This window comes from Halomicrobium sp. HArcel3 (assembly GCF_058933135.1).
This window is the reverse complement of sequence record NZ_JBZYDN010000007.1, coordinates 1-19,227: the sequence shown is the minus strand read 5'-3', so window position 1 is coordinate 19,227 and position 19,227 is coordinate 1. Positions and strand designations below refer to the sequence as shown.

The 19,227-nt window shown below is 64.9% G+C and carries 18 protein-coding genes and 1 pseudogene; 12 read left to right on the top strand and 7 right to left on the bottom strand.

What is annotated here, in order from left to right; translation table 11 throughout:
- The first annotated feature begins 82 nt into the window (after positions 1–82).
- Positions 83–793, top strand: coding sequence for a helix-turn-helix domain-containing protein (locus tag AC5FRV_RS16020; RefSeq protein ID WP_493562097.1), 711 nt, complete (start codon positions 83–85; stop codon positions 791–793).
- Here the strand turns inward: AC5FRV_RS16020 and ddfA are convergent.
- The 3 genes from ddfA to AC5FRV_RS16005 all read right to left on the bottom strand — a co-directional run bounded on the left by ddfA (position 790) and on the right by AC5FRV_RS16005 (position 2,182).
- Positions 790–1,113 (bottom strand): DdfA family disk-determining factor, encoded by a 324-nt coding sequence (gene ddfA / locus AC5FRV_RS16015; protein WP_493562096.1) that lies wholly within the window; start codon positions 1,111–1,113, stop codon positions 790–792. The two genes, AC5FRV_RS16020 and ddfA, sit on opposite strands and share 4 nt — an antisense overlap.
- Positions 1,114–1,228: 115 nt before the next feature.
- Positions 1,229–1,681 (bottom strand): UPF0179 family protein, encoded by a 453-nt coding sequence (locus tag AC5FRV_RS16010; RefSeq protein WP_493562095.1) that lies wholly within the window; start codon positions 1,679–1,681, stop codon positions 1,229–1,231.
- A gap of 120 nt (positions 1,682–1,801) precedes the next feature.
- Positions 1,802–2,182: a DUF5820 family protein gene (locus AC5FRV_RS16005; RefSeq protein ID WP_493562094.1), complete on the bottom strand. Its 381-nt coding sequence runs from the start codon at positions 2,180–2,182 to the stop codon at positions 1,802–1,804.
- Between the two features lie 470 nt (positions 2,183–2,652).
- Between AC5FRV_RS16005 and AC5FRV_RS16000 the strand changes: the two genes are divergently transcribed.
- The 7 genes from AC5FRV_RS16000 (at position 2,653) to AC5FRV_RS15970 (ending at position 12,612) form a co-directional block, all read left to right on the top strand.
- The gene (locus AC5FRV_RS16000; protein ID WP_493562093.1) at positions 2,653–4,725 is read left to right on the top strand and encodes a PrkA family serine protein kinase; all 2,073 of its coding nucleotides are present in this window, start codon (positions 2,653–2,655) and stop codon (positions 4,723–4,725) included.
- A gap of 5 nt (positions 4,726–4,730) precedes the next feature.
- The gene (locus tag AC5FRV_RS15995; protein ID WP_493562092.1) at positions 4,731–7,013 is read left to right on the top strand and encodes a PrkA family serine protein kinase; all 2,283 of its coding nucleotides are present in this window, start codon (positions 4,731–4,733) and stop codon (positions 7,011–7,013) included.
- Positions 7,004–8,320, top strand: a complete 1,317-nt coding sequence (locus AC5FRV_RS15990; RefSeq protein ID WP_493562091.1) for a YeaH/YhbH family protein — start codon at positions 7,004–7,006, stop codon at positions 8,318–8,320. The genes AC5FRV_RS15995 and AC5FRV_RS15990 overlap by 10 nt, the downstream gene beginning before the upstream one ends.
- Positions 8,317–10,362: a SpoVR family protein gene (locus tag AC5FRV_RS15985; RefSeq protein WP_493562090.1), complete on the top strand. Its 2,046-nt coding sequence runs from the start codon at positions 8,317–8,319 to the stop codon at positions 10,360–10,362. The genes AC5FRV_RS15990 and AC5FRV_RS15985 overlap by 4 nt, the downstream gene beginning before the upstream one ends.
- Positions 10,363–10,587: 225 nt before the next feature.
- The gene (locus tag AC5FRV_RS15980) at positions 10,588–11,820 is read left to right on the top strand and encodes a hypothetical protein (protein ID WP_493562089.1); all 1,233 of its coding nucleotides are present in this window, start codon (positions 10,588–10,590) and stop codon (positions 11,818–11,820) included.
- An 80-nt stretch (positions 11,821–11,900) separates the two neighbouring features.
- Positions 11,901–12,260 carry a helix-turn-helix domain-containing protein gene (locus AC5FRV_RS15975; RefSeq protein ID WP_493562088.1) on the top strand — a complete coding sequence of 120 codons (360 nt, stop codon included), beginning with the start codon at positions 11,901–11,903 and terminating at the stop codon, positions 12,258–12,260.
- A gap of 1 nt (position 12,261) precedes the next feature.
- A complete protein-coding gene (locus AC5FRV_RS15970; RefSeq protein ID WP_493562087.1) occupies positions 12,262–12,612 on the top strand; it encodes a DUF7521 family protein in 351 nt (116 codons plus the stop codon).
- 28 nt (positions 12,613–12,640) lie between these two features.
- On the opposite strand, the gene AC5FRV_RS15965 is transcribed toward AC5FRV_RS15970, so the two are convergent.
- Together AC5FRV_RS15965 and AC5FRV_RS15960 are read right to left on the bottom strand one after the other, a co-directional pair.
- Positions 12,641–13,570, bottom strand: coding sequence for a ring-cleaving dioxygenase (locus tag AC5FRV_RS15965; RefSeq protein ID WP_493562086.1), 930 nt, complete (start codon positions 13,568–13,570; stop codon positions 12,641–12,643).
- A 78-nt stretch (positions 13,571–13,648) separates the two neighbouring features.
- Entirely contained in the window at positions 13,649–13,987 is a 339-nt protein-coding gene (locus AC5FRV_RS15960; RefSeq protein ID WP_493562085.1) for a winged helix-turn-helix transcriptional regulator, read from the bottom strand.
- A gap of 151 nt (positions 13,988–14,138) precedes the next feature.
- On the opposite strand from AC5FRV_RS15960, the gene AC5FRV_RS15955 reads away from it, so the two are divergent.
- Positions 14,139–14,555: a DoxX family protein gene (locus AC5FRV_RS15955; protein ID WP_493562084.1), complete on the top strand. Its 417-nt coding sequence runs from the start codon at positions 14,139–14,141 to the stop codon at positions 14,553–14,555.
- A 140-nt stretch (positions 14,556–14,695) separates the two neighbouring features.
- Positions 14,696–15,076, top strand: a complete 381-nt coding sequence (locus AC5FRV_RS15950; protein WP_493562083.1) for a secondary thiamine-phosphate synthase enzyme YjbQ — start codon at positions 14,696–14,698, stop codon at positions 15,074–15,076.
- 34 nt (positions 15,077–15,110) lie between these two features.
- Here the strand turns inward: AC5FRV_RS15950 and AC5FRV_RS15945 are convergent, their stop codons facing one another.
- The gene (locus tag AC5FRV_RS15945; RefSeq protein ID WP_493562082.1) at positions 15,111–17,153 is read right to left on the bottom strand and encodes an AMP-dependent synthetase/ligase; all 2,043 of its coding nucleotides are present in this window, start codon (positions 17,151–17,153) and stop codon (positions 15,111–15,113) included.
- 95 nt (positions 17,154–17,248) lie between these two features.
- On the bottom strand, positions 17,249–17,695 hold the full coding sequence (locus AC5FRV_RS15940; protein WP_493562081.1) for an Hsp20/alpha crystallin family protein: 447 nt from the start codon (positions 17,693–17,695) through the stop codon (positions 17,249–17,251).
- 192 nt (positions 17,696–17,887) lie between these two features.
- Here AC5FRV_RS15940 and AC5FRV_RS15935 point away from each other — a divergent pair.
- Both AC5FRV_RS15935 and tcmP read left to right on the top strand, forming a co-directional pair.
- Positions 17,888–18,148, top strand: a pseudogene (locus AC5FRV_RS15935) (NOP5/NOP56 family protein); the annotation flags it as partial.
- A 199-nt stretch (positions 18,149–18,347) separates the two neighbouring features.
- Positions 18,348–19,227, top strand: an 880-nt coding sequence (gene tcmP / locus AC5FRV_RS15930) for a three-Cys-motif partner protein TcmP (RefSeq protein ID WP_493562080.1), incomplete at its 3' end; no start/stop codon positions are given.

Genomic DNA, 19,227 nt, shown 5'->3' with positions numbered 1-19,227 from the left:
GCCTGTCGAATTTCGGCCGATCTGGGGCGCAATATTGGTAAAGGCACTTACACTAGAGCGGGGAATTGACAGGAGATCCTACATGTCCGAAGTGGCCGGCAGGAGCGAGACGGAGTCCGTCGTGGAGGTCGAATTCCGCGTCCAGAGCGAAACGTACCCCTTCGTCGGCGTGTCTGCCGACCGGGAGTGTACGACGAAACTCGCGAAGATGCTCCCCCGCCCCGGGGGGCAGTACGCGGAGTTCTTCGACGTGACGGGGACCGATCCCGACGGGATCGTCTCGCTCGCGTCCGCCCACGAGACCCTGGACGCCACGCTCCTCGCCGAATACGAGCGCGGTGGCCTGTTCGAGTTCACCGTCTCCGGCGACTGTCCGGCCTACTCGCTGGCCGAACTCGGTGCCCTCCCGCGGACAGTCGAGGGGGTCGGGGGAACGGGTCGCATCGTGGCGGACATCCCGACGGGGTACGAGGCCTCGGCGGTCGTGGCGACGTTTCTCGACGAGTACGACGACGCCGAACTGGCCTCCAAGCGGGAGAAAGAGGGCGTCGAGCCGATGTTCGCCGAATCGGCGTTCCGGGCGATCCTCGAGAACGACCTCACCGACAGGCAACGCGAGGTGATCGAGGCCGCCTACGAGGCGGGGTACTACGACTGGCCCCGCGAGCGAACGGGCAGCGAGATCGCGGCGGACCTGGGTATCTCTTCGGCCACGTTCTCCGAACACATCCACGCGGCGGAGCGCAAACTGCTCACCGTCCTGTTCGGCCGCGGATCCGGTCGTGCGGACTAGTCGGCGGCCGCAGGTGAGACGACCGTTCGCCCGTCCGCGTGGATCGTGACTGTCCTGCCCTGGTATCGGAACCGAACACTGGACCGGGAGTTGGACTGCGTCCCCGCAGCGGTGGCGGTCGATTCGACGACGGTGTCCAGCGCGTCCGGGTCGATCGATTCGTAGAGCGGGTCCATGCGCGTCGGTTCGGTCCCGGTGACGGCGGCGACGGTCCTGACGACGCTCTCGGAGGGCGATTCGTCGGGGTCTCGGGTGTACGTCGTCGCGTTCGAACGGCTGTTCCTCAGCTCGTCGGCCGGTGAGTCGTCGTGCCTTCCCATAGATTCCCGTCCGATTACCGGTGTCAGCACTAGTGGGAGAGGCCACTTGATTCGGATCCCTACAGGTCGAGGGCACCCAGGTAGCAGTCTGCAGTCGTCGGGAACCAGGCCTCGCTCACCCGTCTTCCGACGGTGCGAACTCAACGAGCGTCAGGTCGCGGTCCAGCGCGCAGTAGTCGTGGGGTGGGTCACCGATCACCTCGTCGATTCGATGCTCCTCGTCGAAGTCGGCGCCCGCGGGTTCACAGTACTCGTGACTCGGACAGCCGGTGTACGGGCAGGGTCCAAGGAGCGTCGCCTTGCTGCCGGCGTAGGCGCCCTTCGAAGCCACGTTCGCCCTGACGCGCGCGGGCTCGACTTCGACGGCGTTGACGCCAGCGTCGTGGACGGCGCAGTCCAGCGTCTGGCCGTCCTCACGGACGTCGGTGACGCGATACCGGACGCCCTCCGTGAGATTCAGGCACTGGGTCCGGTAAGGGCACCCTTCGCACCCGCTGGCTTCTCCCTGGTAGACGAACTCCTGGTCCACTTCGGCGAGGCGGGACCCGACCAGCGTAACCGTGGTCATAGCGGAGGCTAGTGTGGCGACGAAAGTAAGCGTATGGCCTGGCGCGTGCGAGCGGAGTGTCATAGTGGTGGTTGTAAGCCCGTACCGGCGTTCGCCGGTACAAAGTTACAACCACCACTATCAGCCCTGCCGGCCCGTCAGTTCGTCGAGCCGGTCGAAGTAGTCGGGGCGGGGGACCTGGTAGAGGTCGCGGTAGTCGATTTCGCCCGCCGCGAACGCCTCGGCGAGGGCGACGGCGCCCGCCACGGCTCCCTCGCGGTCCTCGTAGGCGTCTGCCTCGCGGGTAATCTCCGGTTCGAGCGCGAGCGTGACGTACCAGTCGGCCCCGACGCGCCGACTGCCGGGTCGGCGGTCACGCTGGCCGCGAGTGAGGTAGATCGTCGGGAGACAGGGCGCGGGAAACTCGTCGCCGTCGAAGACGTCCGGACGGAAGGCGAGGACGGCCTTCTCGCCTTCGTCGCTCCAGACGACCCAGTCATCGTCGAGCGAGTCGAAGCTCATGGGCAGCGCTTGGACGGGTGTGCGAAAGAGTCCACCGTTCCGGCAGTGGCTGGCGTGTCGGAACGTTTTAATACGAGATTATTTCGCGTGTGGGTGATACACACGGACGCGTTCTACCCTGTAGTTTCCACTCGTACCGGCACGGAACGATGATCGTTATATACGCTATCTGGGGAAAGGGTTATACTGGCACAGTCCTTCTACAATAAATAGTATCGGAAACAGTTCCGAACGGCGTATCGAAACAGATCCGGAGCATCGTCCCCGCGTTCTGGATTGACAAGTGATAGCATGGCACGAATCGAGCGCAGTCGGCCCGGGCGGCCGGGCCCCGAGGCGGTTGTCGGCAGGTACGGACGGAGCGTTCGATGTTGGCCACACCGTACTGTTCCCGAGACGCGCGGCAGCGATTCCACGTCGACCGCGTCTGGCACGCGAGCCAGCTACCGACGCGAACTGTCCGTGATAGCATGACAGACACGAAAGAGACACTCGAAGAGCTGAGCCGAGAGTACCAGGACGCCATCCCGTCGGACCTGCGAGCCACCCATTCGTTCGACTGGTACCTCGACCAGCTGTACGAAGACCCGCGAATCGCCCGCAACGCCCACCAGCGCGTTGCCGACATGTTCGACTACTACGGCACCGAGTACGACGAAGACGCCGGCGTCGTCGAGTACGAGCTGGCCTCGGAGGACCCCCTCAACGACGGGGAGAACACCTTCTACGGCCCCGTCGTCCACGAGGCGATACACGAGTTCGTCAACAAGGTCAAATCCGGCGCACGCGGGCTCGGTCCGCAAAAGCGCATCAAGTTACTGCTCGGCCCGGTCGGGTCGGGCAAGTCCGACTTCGACCGCCAGGTGCGGCGGTACTTCGAGGACTACACCACGCGCGAGGAGGGCCGGATGTACACCTTCCGCTGGACGAACCTCTGTGACGTCGTCGGCGACCAGGACCCCGCGGACGACGTCGTCCGGTCGCCGATGAACCAGGACCCCATCGTGCTCCTGCCCCAGGACCAGCGCGACCGGGTGATCGCGGACATCAACGAGGACCTGGACGCGCCCTACACCATCCGCAACGAGCAGGCGCTGGACCCGGCCAGCGAGTTCTACATGGACCGACTGCTGGCGTACTACGACGACGACCTCCAGCAGGTGCTTTCCAACCACGTCGAGATCGTCCGGTTCATCGCCGACGAGAACCAGCGCCGCGGGATCGAGACGTTCGAACCCAAGGACAAGAAGAACCAGGACGAGACCGAACTCACCGGCGACGTCAACTACTCGAAGATCGCCGTCTACGGCGAGAGCGACCCGCGGGCGTTCGACTACTCGGGCGCGTTCTGTAACGCCAACCGCGGCATCTTCTCCGGCGAGGAGCTACTGAAACTCCAGCGGGAGTTCCTCTACGACTTCCTCCACGCGACCCAGGAGCAGACGATCAAGCCCAAGGCGAACCCCCGGATCGACATCGACCAGGTCATCGTCGGGCGGACGAACATGCCCGAGTACCGGGACAAGAAGGGCGACGAGAAGATGGAGGCGTTCAACGACCGGACCAAGCGCATCGACTTCCCGTACGTCCTCAGCTACGAGGACGAGGCCCAGATCTACCGGAAGATGCTTCGCAACGCCGACCTGCCGGACATCCAGGTCGAACCCCACACGCTGGAGATGGCCGGCCTGTTCGGCGTCCTCACCCGCGTCGAGGAACCCGACACCGAGACGGTCGACATGCTCCAGAAGGTCAAGGCCTACAACGGCGAGATCGGCGAGGCCGACGACGTCGACGTGAAGAAACTCCGCGACGAGGCCGAGAACAAGGCGGAGATCGGCGAGGGGATGGAGGGCGTCTCCCCGCGGTTCATCGGCGACGAGATAGCCGAGGCGATCATGGACTCCATGCACCGGGACCGGCAGTTCCTCTCCCCGCTGACGACGTTCAACCACTTCGAGGACAACCTGGAGAACCACGGCTCCATCCCCGCGGACAAGTTCGATCAGTACTACCGCTACCTCGAACTCGTCCGCGAGGAGTACAAGGAGCGGGCCATCGAGGACGTCCGCCACGCGCTGGCCTACGACGTCGACGAGATCCAGCGCCAGGGCGAGAAGTACATGGACCACGTGATGGCCTACATCGACGACGACACCGTCGAGGACGAGATCACGGGCCGCGAACAGGAACCCGACGAGCAGTTCCTCCGCTCGGTCGAGGAGAAACTCGACCTGCCGGAGGACCGCAAGGACGACTTCCGCCAGGAAGTGTCCAACTGGGTCTCCCGTCGTGCCCGCGAGGGCGACACGTTCAACCCGCAGGACAACGACCGCCTGCGTCGCGCCCTCGAACGCAAACTCTGGGAGGACAAGAAACACAACATCAACTTCTCGGCGCTGGTCTCCAGCGGCGAGATGGACGACGACGAGCGCAACCAGTGGATCGACGCGCTCGTCGAACAGGGTTACTCCGAGGAAGGGGCAAAGGAGGTGCTCGAGTTCGCCGGCGCCGAGGTCGCCAAGAGCGAGATGGAGGACTGACCACCATGACGGCTGAGGACTTCATCGGTCGCGCCGACGCGGCGCTCGACGCGACGTACGAGGAGCCGATGACCCTCTCGGAGTACGTCGATGCGATCCTGGAGGCACCCGGGCTGGCCGCCCACGCCTCGAAGTACCTCCTGGAGGCCATCGAGGAGGCCGGCACCAGGACCGTCATCGAGGAGGGCGAGGAGAAGGAGCGCTACCAGTTCTTCGACGACCCGCACAACGACGGCGAACACGCCATCCTCGGCAACACGGAGGTGCTCAACGACTTCGTGGACGACCTCCGCTCGATAGCGGCGGGCCGGGGCAAGGACGAGAAGATAATCTGGCTCGAAGGGCCGACGGCGACCGGAAAGTCCGAACTGAAGCGCTGTCTCATCAACGGCCTGCGAGAGTACTCGAAGACGGACGCAGGGCGACGGTACACTGTCGAGTGGAACGTCGCCGGCGCCGGCGAGAACAACGCGGGCATCACCTACGGGGACAGCCCGGTCGAGGACGAGGACGACTGGTACGAGAGCCCGGTCCAGGCCCACCCGCTGTCGGTGTTCCCGGACGACGTCCGGACCGAACTCGTCGCGGATCTCAACGACCGGCTCGACGACCACGTCCCCGTCCGCGTCGAGGGGAAACTCGACCCGTTCAGCCGCGAAGCGTACGACTTCCTGGAGGAGCTGTACAGGAGAGACGGCGCCGATGACCTGTTCTCGGCGGTCACCGATCCCCGGCACCTCCGGGTGAAAAACTACGTCGTCGACGTCGGCGACGGCATCGGCGTGCTTCACTCGGAGGACGAGGGCTCGCCCAAGGAACGCCTCGTCGGGTCGTGGATGCACGGCATGCTTCGCGAACTCGATTCACGCGGCCGGAAGAACCCGCAGGCGTTCTCCTACGACGGCGTCCTCTCCCAGGGCAACGGCCTGCTCACGATCGTCGAGGACGCGGCCCAGCACGCGGACCTGCTCCAGAAACTGCTGAACGTCCCCGACGAGGGCCACGTCAAACTGGACAAGGGCATCGGGATGGACATCGACACGCAGCTGGTCATCATCTCGAACCCCGACCTGGAGGCACAGCTCAACCAGCACGCCGAACGCGAGGGCCAGGACCCGCTGAAGGCGCTCAAACGTCGGCTGGACAAACACGAGTTCAGCTACCTCACCAACCTCTCGCTGGAGGCCGAGTTGCTGCGCCGCGAACTCACGAACGAGACGTCGGTGTGGCAGGCCGACTCCTGGGAGGAACTGGAGGAGTGGATCCAGGAGCCACTGACCGTCCAGGTCCGCGATAGCTCCAACGAGGTCACCGGCAAGGAACTGGCGCCCCACGCCATCGAGGCCGCCGCGCTGTACGCCGTCGCCTCCCGGCTGGACGCCGGTGAGATACCCGCCGGGCTGGACCTGGTCGACAAGGCTCTCCTCTTCGACCGGGGCTACCTCCAGGAGGGCGACGAGCGCATCGACGTCGACGACTACGAACTCGACACGAACGCCAACGACGGCGAGCACGGCATCCCGGTCACCTTCACGCGGGACGTCATCGCGGACCTGCTCCACGACCAGCAGGACCGCCACCACGCCGACCTGGACGTCGAGAACGTGATCATGCCCCGTGACGTGCTGAACACGATGGCGGAGAACCTCGGCGGCGCGCCGGTGTTCTCGCCGACGGAGGCCAGCGAGTTCGAGGAGCGCGTCGTCCCCGTGAAGAACCACGTCTTCACCGAGCAGGAGCGGGACGTGCTCGACGCGGTCATGCGCGACAAGCGCGTCGACCAGGCCACCGTCGAGGAGTACATCGAGCACGTCTACGCCTGGGAGGCGGGCGAACAGATCGAGAACGACCGCGGCGAGTACGAGGAGCCGGACCCGCTGAAGATGAAGGTCTTCGAGATCGAGCACCTCGGCCGGTTCGACGACCGGAACTACGAGGGCAACGCGCCCGACGAGGCGGTCCGGCACTTCCGGACGGAAAAGATCATCACCGCGCTCAACCGCCACGCCTGGCAGTCCCGCGACGACGAGTTCCGCGTCGAGGACGTCAACCCCAAGGAGATTCCGGTCATCGAGACCGTCCTCGAGAGCCACGACTGGACCGCCGTCAAGCGGACCTACGAGGACTTCGACCCGCGCCAGTGGGACAACCCGCCGAGCGGGACCGAGACGGCCGACCTCAAGGCGAAGACCGTTCGGAACATGCAGGAACTGTTCGGCTACAGCGAGGCGTCGGCCGAACTGACGAGCCGCTACGTCATGAGCCAGGTGAGCTACAAATGGGACTGAGAGAGGACCTCGAACGGTACCGCGCAGTCGGCGAGGAGCGCCGCCAGGACCTGGCGGAGTTCATCCAGTACGGCGACCTGGGTCAGAGCCGCCAGGACGAGGTGCGGATCCCCATCAAGATCGTCGACCTGCCCGAGTTCGCCTACGACCAGCGCGACATGGGCGGTGTCGGCCAGGGCGAGGGCGCCGAGGAGGGCGACCCCGTCGGCCAGCCCCAGCCACAGCCCGGCGACGGCGACGAGGACGGGCAGCCAGGCGAGGAGGGCGGCGAGCACGAGTACTACGAGATGGACCCGGAGGAGTTCGCCCAGGAACTCGACGAGCAACTCGGCCTCGACCTCGACCCGAAGGGGAAGAAAGTCGTCGAGGAGTCGGAGGGCGACTTCACGGACATCACCAGGACTGGTCCCTCCAGCACGCTCGACTTCGAGCACCTGTTCAAGGAAGGGCTGAAGCGCAAGCTGGCGATGGACTTCGACCGCGAGTTCGTCCGCGAGGCGCTCAAGGTCGACGGCTGGGGACCGGCCACCGTCTTCGACTGGGCGCGCGACCAGCACGTCCCGGTCTCGAAGGCCTGGCTGGAGGAGACGTACGAGGAGATAGACGACGCCGAGAAGGCGACCTGGGACTCCATCGAGGAGATGGAGGCGAACGTCGAGCGAACCGACACGGCGGCGCGCATCCGCCGGGAAGGGGTCGACCAGATCCCCTTCCGCCGCGAGGACGAGCGCTACCGCTACCCCGAGATAATCGAGGAGAAGGAGCGCAACGTCGTCGTGGTCAACATCCGCGACGTCTCGGGGAGCATGCGCCAGAAGAAGCGCGAACTCGTCGAGCGGACGTTCACGCCGCTGGACTGGTACCTCCAGGGCAAGTACGACAACGCCGAGTTCGTCTACATCGCCCACGACGCCGACGCCTGGGAGGTCGACCGCGAGGAGTTCTTCGGCATCCGCTCCGGTGGTGGAACGCGCATCTCCAGCGCCTACGAAGTCGCCATGGAGCGCCTCGAAGAGGAGTACCCCTGGAGCGAGTGGAACCGTTACGTGTTCGCCGCCGGTGACTCCGAGAACTCCTCGAACGACACCGAGGAGCACGTCATTCCGCTGATGGAGCGGATTCCGGCGAACCTCCACGCATACGTGGAGACACAGCCCAGCGGGAACGCGATCAACGCGACCCACGCGGAGGAGGTCGGGCGTCACTTCCGGGACGCGGGCGACGTCGCCGTCGCCTACGTCTCCTCGCCGGAGGACGTCGTCGACGCCATCTACGAGATACTGAGCACGGAGGAGGAAGACGCATGAGCAGAAAGGACCGTATCCGCGCCCAGCGCGCGGCCGAGCAACTGGAGGAACCGGTCGAGGAGGCTGCCAACCTGGCCGAGCGCCTCGGCCTGGAGCCGTACCCGGTGAACTACTGGATCGTCGACTACGCCGAGATGAACGAACTCATCGCCTACGGCGGGTTCCAGCAGCGATACCCGCACTGGCGCTGGGGGATGCAGTACGACCGCCAGCAGAAACAGGGCCAGTTCCTCGGCGGGAAGGCGTTCGAAATCGTCAACAACGACAACCCGGCCCACGCGTTCCTGCAGGAGTCGAACGAACTGGCCGATCAGAAGGCGGTCATCACCCACGTTGAGGCCCACGCGGACTTCTTCTCGAACAACGAGTGGTTCGGGATGTTTGCGGGCAGGTCGTCGCGACGCGACGACGAAAGCGAGGGCGGCGACAGCCGCACGAGGACTCCAGACGCCTCGGCGATGCTCGCCCGCCACGGCGACACCATCCGGGAGTACATGCAGGACCCGGAGATCGACAGGGCCGAGGTCGAGAAGTGGATCGACCACGTCCTCTGCCTGGAGGACAACGTCGACCAGCACCAGCCCTACGCCCCCGTCGGCGACCCCGACGTCCCAGAGATAGACGAGGACTTCGAGGACGTCGCCGACCAGCTGGAGGACCTGAACGTCTCAGACGAGGTCAAAAAACAGGTGTTCAGCCAGGAGTGGCTCGACGCCCAGTCGCCCGACGACGAGGCGATCACCTTCCCCGCCGAACCGGAGAAGGACGTGCTGGCGTTCCTCAGGACCCACGGGATGCAGTACGACGAGGACGGCGAGAAGGCCGTCGAGATGGAGGACTGGCAGGTCGACGTGCTCGAAATCCTGCGGCGCGAGGCCTACTACTTCGCCCCGCAGAAAATGACAAAAATAATGAATGAGGGGTGGGCTGCATACTGGGAATCGATGATGATGGGCGAGGAAGGGTTCGCCGGCGACGACGAGTTCGTCCTCTACGCCGACCACCAGTCCAAGGTGCTGGGGTCGGCCGGCCTCAACCCCTACAAGCTCGGCAAGGAGCTCTGGGAGTACATCGAGAACAGCGAGAACCGCCGGGAGGTCGCCGAGCGACTCCTCCGCGTCGAGGGGATCACCTGGCGCAATTTCCAGGACGTCGTCGACTTCCGCGAGGTCCAGGACCACCTCGCGCCCGAACCCTGGCTCCGGAATATCCCGGGGTCGCTAGAGGAGATACCTGCCGACGACCCCCACGTCGACGCGGAGATGCTGGACGCCGCGAAGAGTGGCGAGTTCGACGTCGAGCGGTACCCCTGGAAGGTCCTCACCTACGAGGGCCTCGCCGAGCGCCACTACTCACTGGTCAAGCCCCAGTACCGCGGGTTCGTCTCCCGCATCGGGCAGGAGGACCTCGAACGGGTCTCGCGGTACATGTTCGACGACTCCCGGTACGAGAGCGTCGCGGAGGCGCTGGCGGACGTGGACTTCGCCCGCGGCTGGGACCGCATGCGCGAAATCCGGGAGAGCCACAACGACGTCACCTTCCTCGACGAGTTCCTCAGCCAGGAGTTCGTCGACGAGAACGACTACTTCACCTACGAGTACACCCAGTCCACCGGCGACTACCGGGTGACCTCGACGGACTACCGCGACGTCAAGAAGAAGCTGATGCTCCAGTTCACCAACTTCGGCAAGCCCACCATCACTGTGGCGGACGGGAACTACGAGAACCGCAACGAGCTACTCCTGACTCACCAGTTCAACGGCGTCGTCCTCGACATGGACCAGGCGAAGGACACGCTCGAGCGAGTGTTCCAGCTGTGGGGCCGGCCGGTGAACCTGCTGACTATCGACAAGGTGTTCGACGAGCACGACGTCGAGGTCGCCCGGCGGCGTGACCGCGAGCCCGAACCCGAGGACGTCGGCAAGCGCCTGCGCTACGACGGCGAGGAGGTCACGGTCCAGGAAGTCGACTGGTCCGAGGTCGAACACCTCGCGGCCGACGACGTCGACTACGACACCAAGCCCGAGGAGTGGCTGGCCTGAACGTTCGGTCCCCTACTTGCCCGCCCCCTTCTCTGGACGCCGCGCGCCCGTGTCGCTCCGCTTCACCGACTGGCGGTCCGAGCCGACCGCCGGAGCCACTCATCGGCTGCGCACAGAACACCTGCCTGGTGATTACCGCTTACTTAAACCCTTCGCCGGTATGCGCGACCCCGCGGTCGACGTGCTGTTATGAAGGGGATGGCGGTCAGCCGTTCACGTGCGAAGATGACGCCACCAGACGAGCCCTCCATGCCGACGCGTCGATCCCTCCTCCGGGCCGGCGCGGCGGCCGTATCGACCGGACTGACGGCGAGTACGGCGGGATGTACTGCGCTCCCGCCGCTCGGTAGCAGAGCATCGTACGGGCGCGTGGACGTCCCGGAAGCGGGCCGACCCGACTATCGGCGATGGCTCCCTGCCCAGTCCGTCGTCGAGACGGACGACGACTGGCTCCTCACGTACGCCGAACCAGGACCGTTCGACGGCACCGCTCCCGAACTGTTCGTGGCCCGCAGGGGTCACCACCGGGCCGAACAGGACTACTTCGGGATCGGGTACGAGAACTACGATCGGCTCGTCACCACGAACCTCGCGACGGTCGTCGAGGCCGAGTTCGCCGCCGACGAGGTCGCGGCGACGCTCGCAGACACTGCCTACGAACCGGACGGCACGTACCGCGATTACGACCTGTACGCTCGCTCTGACGTCCCCCGGCGCCTGGCGGTCCGCGACGGCGTGTTCGTCTGGACGAGCGCCGAACACCACCGCGTCGCGAGCCTGGAAGCGACCATCGACGCTGGGCGCGGTACCGTCGAGCGGTACCACGAGGCCGACGACGACTTCGCTGCGGTCACCGAGGCCGTCGGCGCGAGCCGACTGCTCTACGTCGGCGGCGGCCATCCGGGACTCGCCACCGAGTACGCGACCCTGGGAGCGGACGCTTTCAGGATCCGCGACGCGGGCTACCAGATACTCCTGGAACGGTATCCCGAGGGGCAGGCCGTCTCCGCGGAGCGGCTCAGGCGGCTCCTCGAGGACCAGCCGCACCAACTCTCGTCCGAAACGAACGCGCCCGAGGTCGGGGTGGACGGCCGCCTCGCCACGGTCGAGGCGCGCGTCCCGCTGGCACCGGACAGGGACCGCGATCCGATTCGGGACCTGCCACAGGTCACCTGGGGCGCGTCGTTCGACGCCGACGCGCGGACCGTCACGATCCGACACGAGGCCGGCGAGGCGGTCGACGCGGACCTGCTGTGGTACGACGTCGACTCGCCCGACGACTACGGCGAGATCGAGAAGCTCCCGCTGTGGTCAAGCGGAGACCGCGTGGGACCGGGCGACGAAACGACGGTCGACCTGAGCGACAGTCCCGACGCGGACGGCGTGCAGATCGAGTACGGTCCTGAAGGCATCGGGTCGCGGACGTTGTTCTACTACCGGCTGGAGGCGGACGAATGAGCGCGGCCCTCGGATCTCGCTGTCCCAGTCCGGACCGCTCGCGGACCCCGCCGGTCGAGAGCAAGCTATATCCCCCACGTATGACAGACGAAGCTGTGAACGGGGAACACGACCTGGCCGACGTCGTCGCGCTGCTCGACGACGAGCACGTCCGGTCCATCCTCGTCGCGACGAGCGCGGAACCGCTGTCGGCGAAGGAACTGGGTGACCACTGTGACCTCTCGGTGTCGTCCATCTACCGGCGGGTCGACGAACTGCGCGACCTCGACCTGCTGGAAGAGCGGACGAGGCCCCGACGCGACGGGCACCACGAGACGGTGTACGCCTCGGCGCTCGACCGGTTCGAACTGACCATCCGCGACGGAGACCTCGACTGGACCGTCGAGCGGGCCGGCGGGGACGTCGCCGACGAGCTCTCGCGATTGTGGGGGAACTTCTGAGATGATCGCGTTCTTCAGCACCGTTGGACTCGCGGCCGGCGTCGCTGCCACGGGGTCGGCCATCGTCGGCCTCTACATCGGTGTTCACGCTTATCGCGGGCTCCGGCGGAACGAGGACCGGTCGATGCGGTACCTCTCGGTCGGGATGATCCTCCTCTTCGGCGTGACGTACGTCGTGGCCCTCGCCGGCCAGGGCCTCATCACGTTCCGCGTCGTCCCCGTCCGGTACCAGAACGTGTTCCGGCTCGCGGTCCGGGTCCTCCAGTTCGTCGGACTCGTGACCATCGCGTACTCGCTTCGCGTCGCGGCCAGCGACCGCGCGGCTGCGCCACCGCGTCGCCCGCCCCGCTGACGCAAACTACGCCCTCCAGAATCGCAGGTCAGGAGAGGTCTGGGAGCCCGGCCTTGATTTCCCCGCGCCGGTCTTCGAGCCACTCGGGCAGGACGAGTCGCTTCCCCAGTTCTGCGACGTCTTCGTCGACGGTGTAGCCCGGCGACTTCGTGGCGAACTCGAAGAGGACGCCGCCGTGTTCGCGGACGTACACCGACCTGAACCACTTGCGGTCGATTATCTCGGTTGGCCGAAGTCCCTGGTCCTGAAACACCTCGCGCCAGGCCTCCTGCTCGTCGTCTTCGACCCGGAACGCGACGTGGTGGACGGTCCCGGCGCCCGGCTGGCCGCGGGGCGCCTGCGGTTGCTCCAGGACATCGACGACCGCGCCGAGATCGGCGCTGGCCTCGAACCGGCGGCGGTCGTGCTCGCTTTCGCCCGCTGTCTCCTCGTACCCCATCGTTCGGAGGAGGTCGACGGTCGGCCCGGCGCTCTGGAGCGAGAGCGTCACGCCGAAGAAGCCCCGAATCGCGTGTTCCTCGGGGACTGGTCCGTCCGGCTGGTTCGCGGGCGGCGCGTCGGCCGTCGCGACCAGCTCTAGCGGGAGTCCGTCGGGGTCGCGGAACGGAACGACGGTGTCGCCGAACCGCTCGCGAGGTTCGTCGACGTCGGCCCCCTCCGCGGACAGCCGTTCGGTCCAGTAGTCGACGGCGTCGGTCGGAATCGTGAACGCCGTCGTGCTGACCTGTCCGGTGCCGACGCGGCCGCTGCGAGCCCCCGGGTAGGGGAAGAAGGTCATGCTCGTCCCGGGCGTGCCGTCGTGGTCGGCGTAGAACAGGTGGTAGACGGAGACGTCGTCCTGGTTGATGCTTCGCTTGACGAGGCGGAGTCCCAGCGTCTCGGTGTAGAACGCGAGGTTCCGGCCAGGGTCGCTGCCGACGGCGGTGACGTGGTGGATTCCGGGAATCTCCGTGGGCATGTGTCACCGTAGGGACGCGACGGGGATAATTCTCTGGCTCTCACGGCCTCCGATACCGCCCGCGGTCGGCGAGCGACCTCAGAGCCAGTCGTCGGCCCAGTCTTCGATGTCGCTGAAGACGGGACAGAGCGCCTCGCCCTTCTCGGTCAGGGTGTAGTAAGTGGCGATGGGCTGGTCCTCGACCCGGCGGTTGACGAGTTCGGCGTCCTCCAGGTCGTCCAGCACGCGCGAGAGCGTCCGGGAACTCGCGTCCGTCGAGCGCTTGAGTTCGTTGAACCGCTTTTCCCCCTCGGCCAGGTCGTGGAGGACGATGAGGCGCCACTGCGAGCCGATCTGGTCGACCGCCTCGATCACCGGACAGGCGCCGGCGTTCTTCTCCTCGACCGTCTCCTCCGATTGCTCGAACGTCGATGACATGGACGTAATCTAGTATCACTTCTATCGCCTAACGTATATATTAGTTCCGGAAGGAACCAGGTAACGCAATGATACCTGCTGTGCGAACCACACCAGTAGTACCGGGCCGAACGACTGCAATTGCCGATACCGCCTCCGAGGTGAGCGCCTGATGGCGTTTACGGGAACCGAGGGACTCGTCCTCCTCGTCGCGCGCGTGCTCTTCGGCGGCGTCATCGCCTTCACCGGGCTCAATCACTTCGTGCAGACCGAACAGATGACGGGCTACGCCCAGCACAAGGGGCTTCCAGCACCGAAGCTGGCGGTTCTCGGGTCGGGGCTGGCACTGATCCTGGGCGGCCTCGCCATCGTCTTCGGTATCTTCCCGACGGTGGGGGGCGTCGTCGTCGCCGCTTTTCTCGTCGTCGCGGGCGTGCTCTTCCACGACTTCTGGGCCGTCCCCGAGGACCAGCAACAGGACGAGATGACGCACTTCCTCAAGAACGTCGCGCTGGCGGGCGGCGCGCTCGCGCTGGCCGTCCTCGCCGTGGAACGCTGGGCGTTCAGCGTCGGCCTCGGCGCGTTCTGAGCTCTCTCCTCACCTGCTTACCCACGAACCCGTGACCCCCTCGGGGTTTCCGCGTTCCACACCGTCGTGAGCGATGCCGTCGAAACGCTGCCGGTCGGTACCGTGACGTTCTACTGCGCCCCAGTCGAACAGTTTCGTCGATGTCCACGTTCACGGTCGACACTGACCGGCGGCTATCGGTCGTCGACGTCACCGACGACGTCCGCGACGCACTCCCGGCAGACGCCGACGGAACCGCGACGGTGTTCGTCCGCCACACCACGGCCGGTGTCACGGTCAACGAGGCGGAACCGCGACTCATCGGCGACTTCGAGGACTGGCTGGCCGACCGCGTCGCCGACGAAGGGTGGGCTCACGACCAGCTAGACGGGAACGCCGATTCTCACCTTCGGGCCGCGCTGATCGGTCCGGACGCGACGATTCCGGTGTCGGACGGCGACCTCGACCTGGGTACCTGGCAGTCCGTCCTGCTCGTCGAGTGCGACGGGCCGCGGACGCGGACAGTCGACGTCCGCACGTGAGAATTCGGTGCTCCCGGCCCACAGTTCCCAGCCCTCAACTGGCGACCGCTTCCTCTTCCTCCTCGTCTTCGCCCCCGTAAATCTCGGCCAGCTTCGATTCGAAGGCGTTCCGGATGTTCCGGCGCTTCTTCTTCATCGACGGGGTCAGCAGGTCGTTCTCGGCGGTCCACTCCTGCGAGACGAGCACGAACTCCTTGATGCGCTCGACGCGTTCGAGGTCCTCGTTGACCTCGTCGACGGCCTCCCCTATCCAGTCTCTCACGCGGTCGTCCTCACAGAGCGCCTCGTCGTCCGCCGGGAGGTCGACCCCCTCGCTGTCGGCCCAGTGGCGAAGCGCCTCGAAGTTCGGGACGAGGATGGCACCGATGAACTTCCGCTCGTCGCCGACGACCATTATCTGGTCGACCCGGTCGTTCGTCGAGAACGCGTCCTCGATCGGCTGTGGCGCGACGTTCTTCCCCGTCGAGAGGACGATGATCTCCTTGATGCGGTCGTGGTAGGTCAGGAAGCCGTCGTCGGTCTGTTCGACGATGTCCCCCGTCCGGAACCACCTTCCGGAAACTGACCCCGTTTCCGACTCCCCCCTCGCTTCGCTCGCGGGGACGTCCTCCGTGAACGCGCGTTCCGTCTCTCCCAGGCGGTTCCAGTACCCATCGGTGACGTTCGGGCCGCGGACCTGGAGTTCGCCGACGGCGCCCTCGACGTCGTCGAACTCGGTGGCGTCGACGACGGACTCGTCCAGCCGCACGTCGATCCCGTAGACAGGGACCCCGAGCGTTCCCGGTCGGATGTCCTCCGGCGGGTTTATCGTGATGACTGGGGCCGTCTCGGTCAACCCGTACCCCTCGACGATGGTGATCCCCATCCCGTTGAACGTCTCGCAGAGCTCCTTCGCGAGGCTCCCGCCGCCGCTGACCATGAACTCGATCTCGCCGCCGATGTTCTCCTTGACCGTGCTGTAGACGAGGCGGTCGGCGAGGGCGTGTTTGGTCCTGAGCCCGGGACCAGGATCCTCGGTCCGCTGCCACTCGCGAGCGACGCCCAGCGCCCACTCGAAGATGCGCTTCTTGACGCCGGATTCGCTGGCCTGCTCGCGCATCGTGTCGAAGATACGTTCGTACACGCGGGGGACGCTGGCGCCGGTGTTCGGTTCGAGCAGTTTCAGGTCGTCCGCGAGCGTGTCGGGGTGCTCGGCGTAGCCGACGGCCGCGCCTGCGGCGAACATGACGAAGTGACCCGCCAGCCGCTCGAAGACGTGGGCCAGCGGCAGGAAGGAAATCGTCTTCGTCCCGGGGGTGAGCGCCGGCAAGTCCGGAGTTTTGTCCGGCCGCGGGGCGAGTCGTTTGTGTACCTGATTGACGTTCACCCGGAAGTTCCAGTGGGTGAGTTTGACTCCCTTGGGCTGACCGGTCGTCCCCGAGGTGTAGATGAGGCTCGCGAGGTCCTCGGTGTCGCGGGCCGCCAACCAGCCGCGATACTCGTCCTCGTCGAACGCCTCGTCACCGAGTTCGTACACCTCCCCGAGCGAGTAGACGTCGTCGCGGTCGCTCTCGTAGGCGTCCATCACCACGAAGAACTCGAGGTCCAGGTCGTCCTCGACGGCGAGGACGCGTTCGAGCAGTTCGCCGTTCTCGACGACGACGCCGGTCGCGTCTGGGTCGTCGAGCAGGTACTGTACCTGCTTCGTCGAGGATTCGGTATACACCGTCGTGACGACGCCACCGGCGGCGAGCAGGCCGAAGTCCGACAGCGCCCACTCCATGCGCGTGTTCGCGTAGATGCCGATGCGGTCGTCGAAGTCGACGCCGATTTCACGGAAGCCGGCCGCGAGACGGCGGACGATCCCGCGCATCTCGTCGTAGGAAATATCGCGGTACTGGCCGTCCGGCGCCGTCGGAACGACGTCGCCGCCGAGCGACCGGTCGTACACCCCACCCTTGTATCGCTGGGCCACCCGGTTCGCGTTCCGGTCGGCGGTGGCCTCGAACATCTCAGAAAGCGTATCCTCCCCGATAACTGGGTCGTCGTAGTCGGCCTCGGCCGCCCGCCAGTCCCGGGTCGATGCGTCGGTACCCATACCCCTTGCGTACGAATGGCACGCAAATATAGGCCCCGGTCTCCGGAGTTCGTTCAGTTGTCGGGAGTTTCCTGTCGCTCCCCTCGACGGAAGGACTACTCGACGTCGATCCGGACGGCGTCGCTCGCGCGTTCGTCGACGGGGAGCGTCACTTCGAGGACGCCGTTGCGGTAGGTGGCGCCGACGTCGTCGACCGCTACCTCGCCCGGGATCCGTACCGATTCGGATACCGTCCGCTGGCGGTACTCCTGGTCACCCGCCACCTCGTGGGTGCCGTCGATGGTCAGCACGCCGTCGTCGAAGGTCAGGTCGATCTCTTCGCGTTCGAACCCGGGGAGGTCGGCCAGGACCACGTACTCGCCGTCGCGCTCCTCGACTGTGACGCCCGCGTCGCGAGCGTCATCCGCCGTGAGGGCAGACCCAGCGTGTGTTCCGTCACCGAGCATCGGGTGACCGTCGACGGCCCGGTTCCCCATCACCGAGCGTCGCATCTGCTCGAACATCGCTTCCATCTGCTCGAAGGGGTCGTTTGCGCTTGGCATAACGGGCTATACTTGGTTGCGAGTCTATATATACTCAGCAGGAGCTGTGCTATCATTCGCCCGATACCGGTCCTCTCGGCACCGATCTGTCCGGTCTCGTGATCCGGATCGAGGTTTCAGGCCCCCGTTCGAGCGACGTTTCCACGGGACGGATCGCGTGCCTTTTTCGCCGGGGAGGCGCAACGTCGTGGCATGACAGACGGGTGGTTCGCGGGGCTGGACCCCGACGACGTCGACGGGGGAGCCCGCGCGATACGCGACGGGAGCGCGGACGAACCGGCCGACTGGCCCGCACAGGCGGTCGAGGCGGGCTTCGCCGCCGACGAGGACGAGTACTACGACCGTCTCCAGTCGGCCGCCGTCGCAGCCGCGCGAGGAGCCGCCCGGGACAGTGAACGCGCCGACGACCGCCAGCTGATCCACGCCGTCCGAGCCATGGACGACATAGATAGATATCTATTGTACGACTTCAGATTCTCTCCTTCCCTGCCAACATGGACAATTGAAGGAAGAACCCCTTGAAAAGGAAGATATTGGGGAAAGAGTCTAATCAACCCTGGAGGACGTAATATTCTTCATTTCAACCCGTAAATGACCCTGACTCTTCGAAACTCCCGCAACATTTATCGGCAAAAATAGCTAGCGATAGGTAATGCCGAACGGAGAGCGCGAATGGATTCTTGATCGCGTCGCAGGACTCACAGAAGGCGCTGATAAGATTGAACCAACTTACGTCGAAGGCGTCGACAATAGCTTCAATACATGGTCTGCACTGAAATTGATTGTCCACTCAGCAACCATCAACATGTATACCAAAGTCATTTCCAAGCACTTTGACGACTTCTTCTATATTGATGCGCTTGCTGGCTCTGGTTTATCTGAGTACGGAGAAGGCGAATGCTTTCTGGGATCTCCCCTTGTTGCAGCCAAGCATGCCTCTGAGCCGTTCACCAAGATGTACTTTGTTGACAGCGATCAGGAAAAATGTGACCTGCTGGAGCAAAGGCTAAAGAACATCTTTACTGATCCTGCTTCAGACATTCAGGAGCCGGGAGACTGGGACGTTCTTCAAGGAAATTCTAATGAAGTAATATATGAGATATACGACGATATCTGGGAGGTGAGAGGTCCCTCTAGCAGTTTTCATACGATAACTTTCGCAGATAATCAAGCCATGGACTTCTGTTGGGACGCCCTTGAAAAGCTAAGTGAACTAACTGGGGACTATCTCATCAATTATCCTGGTGCAATGGCCGTTGGAATGAATATAAATAATCAAGGTGCTCATGAGGGGAAGATGAAGGAATTCTTTGGGCGCAACCTTTGGAGCCTTAATCTCTCTTCGCGCGAAGAATATAAACAGGAATACATGGACCAAATGGAGAGTCTATTTGACACAAAGAGCCACCAAGTCCCAGTAAAGGTTCGCAGTGGAACAAAGAGCTATGAGTACGATATGATCTACGCGACCAGAGACACCTCCGGCGGGAGTGGCTACGTTGAAGCCATTGAATATGTTAAAGAGTTTGTTG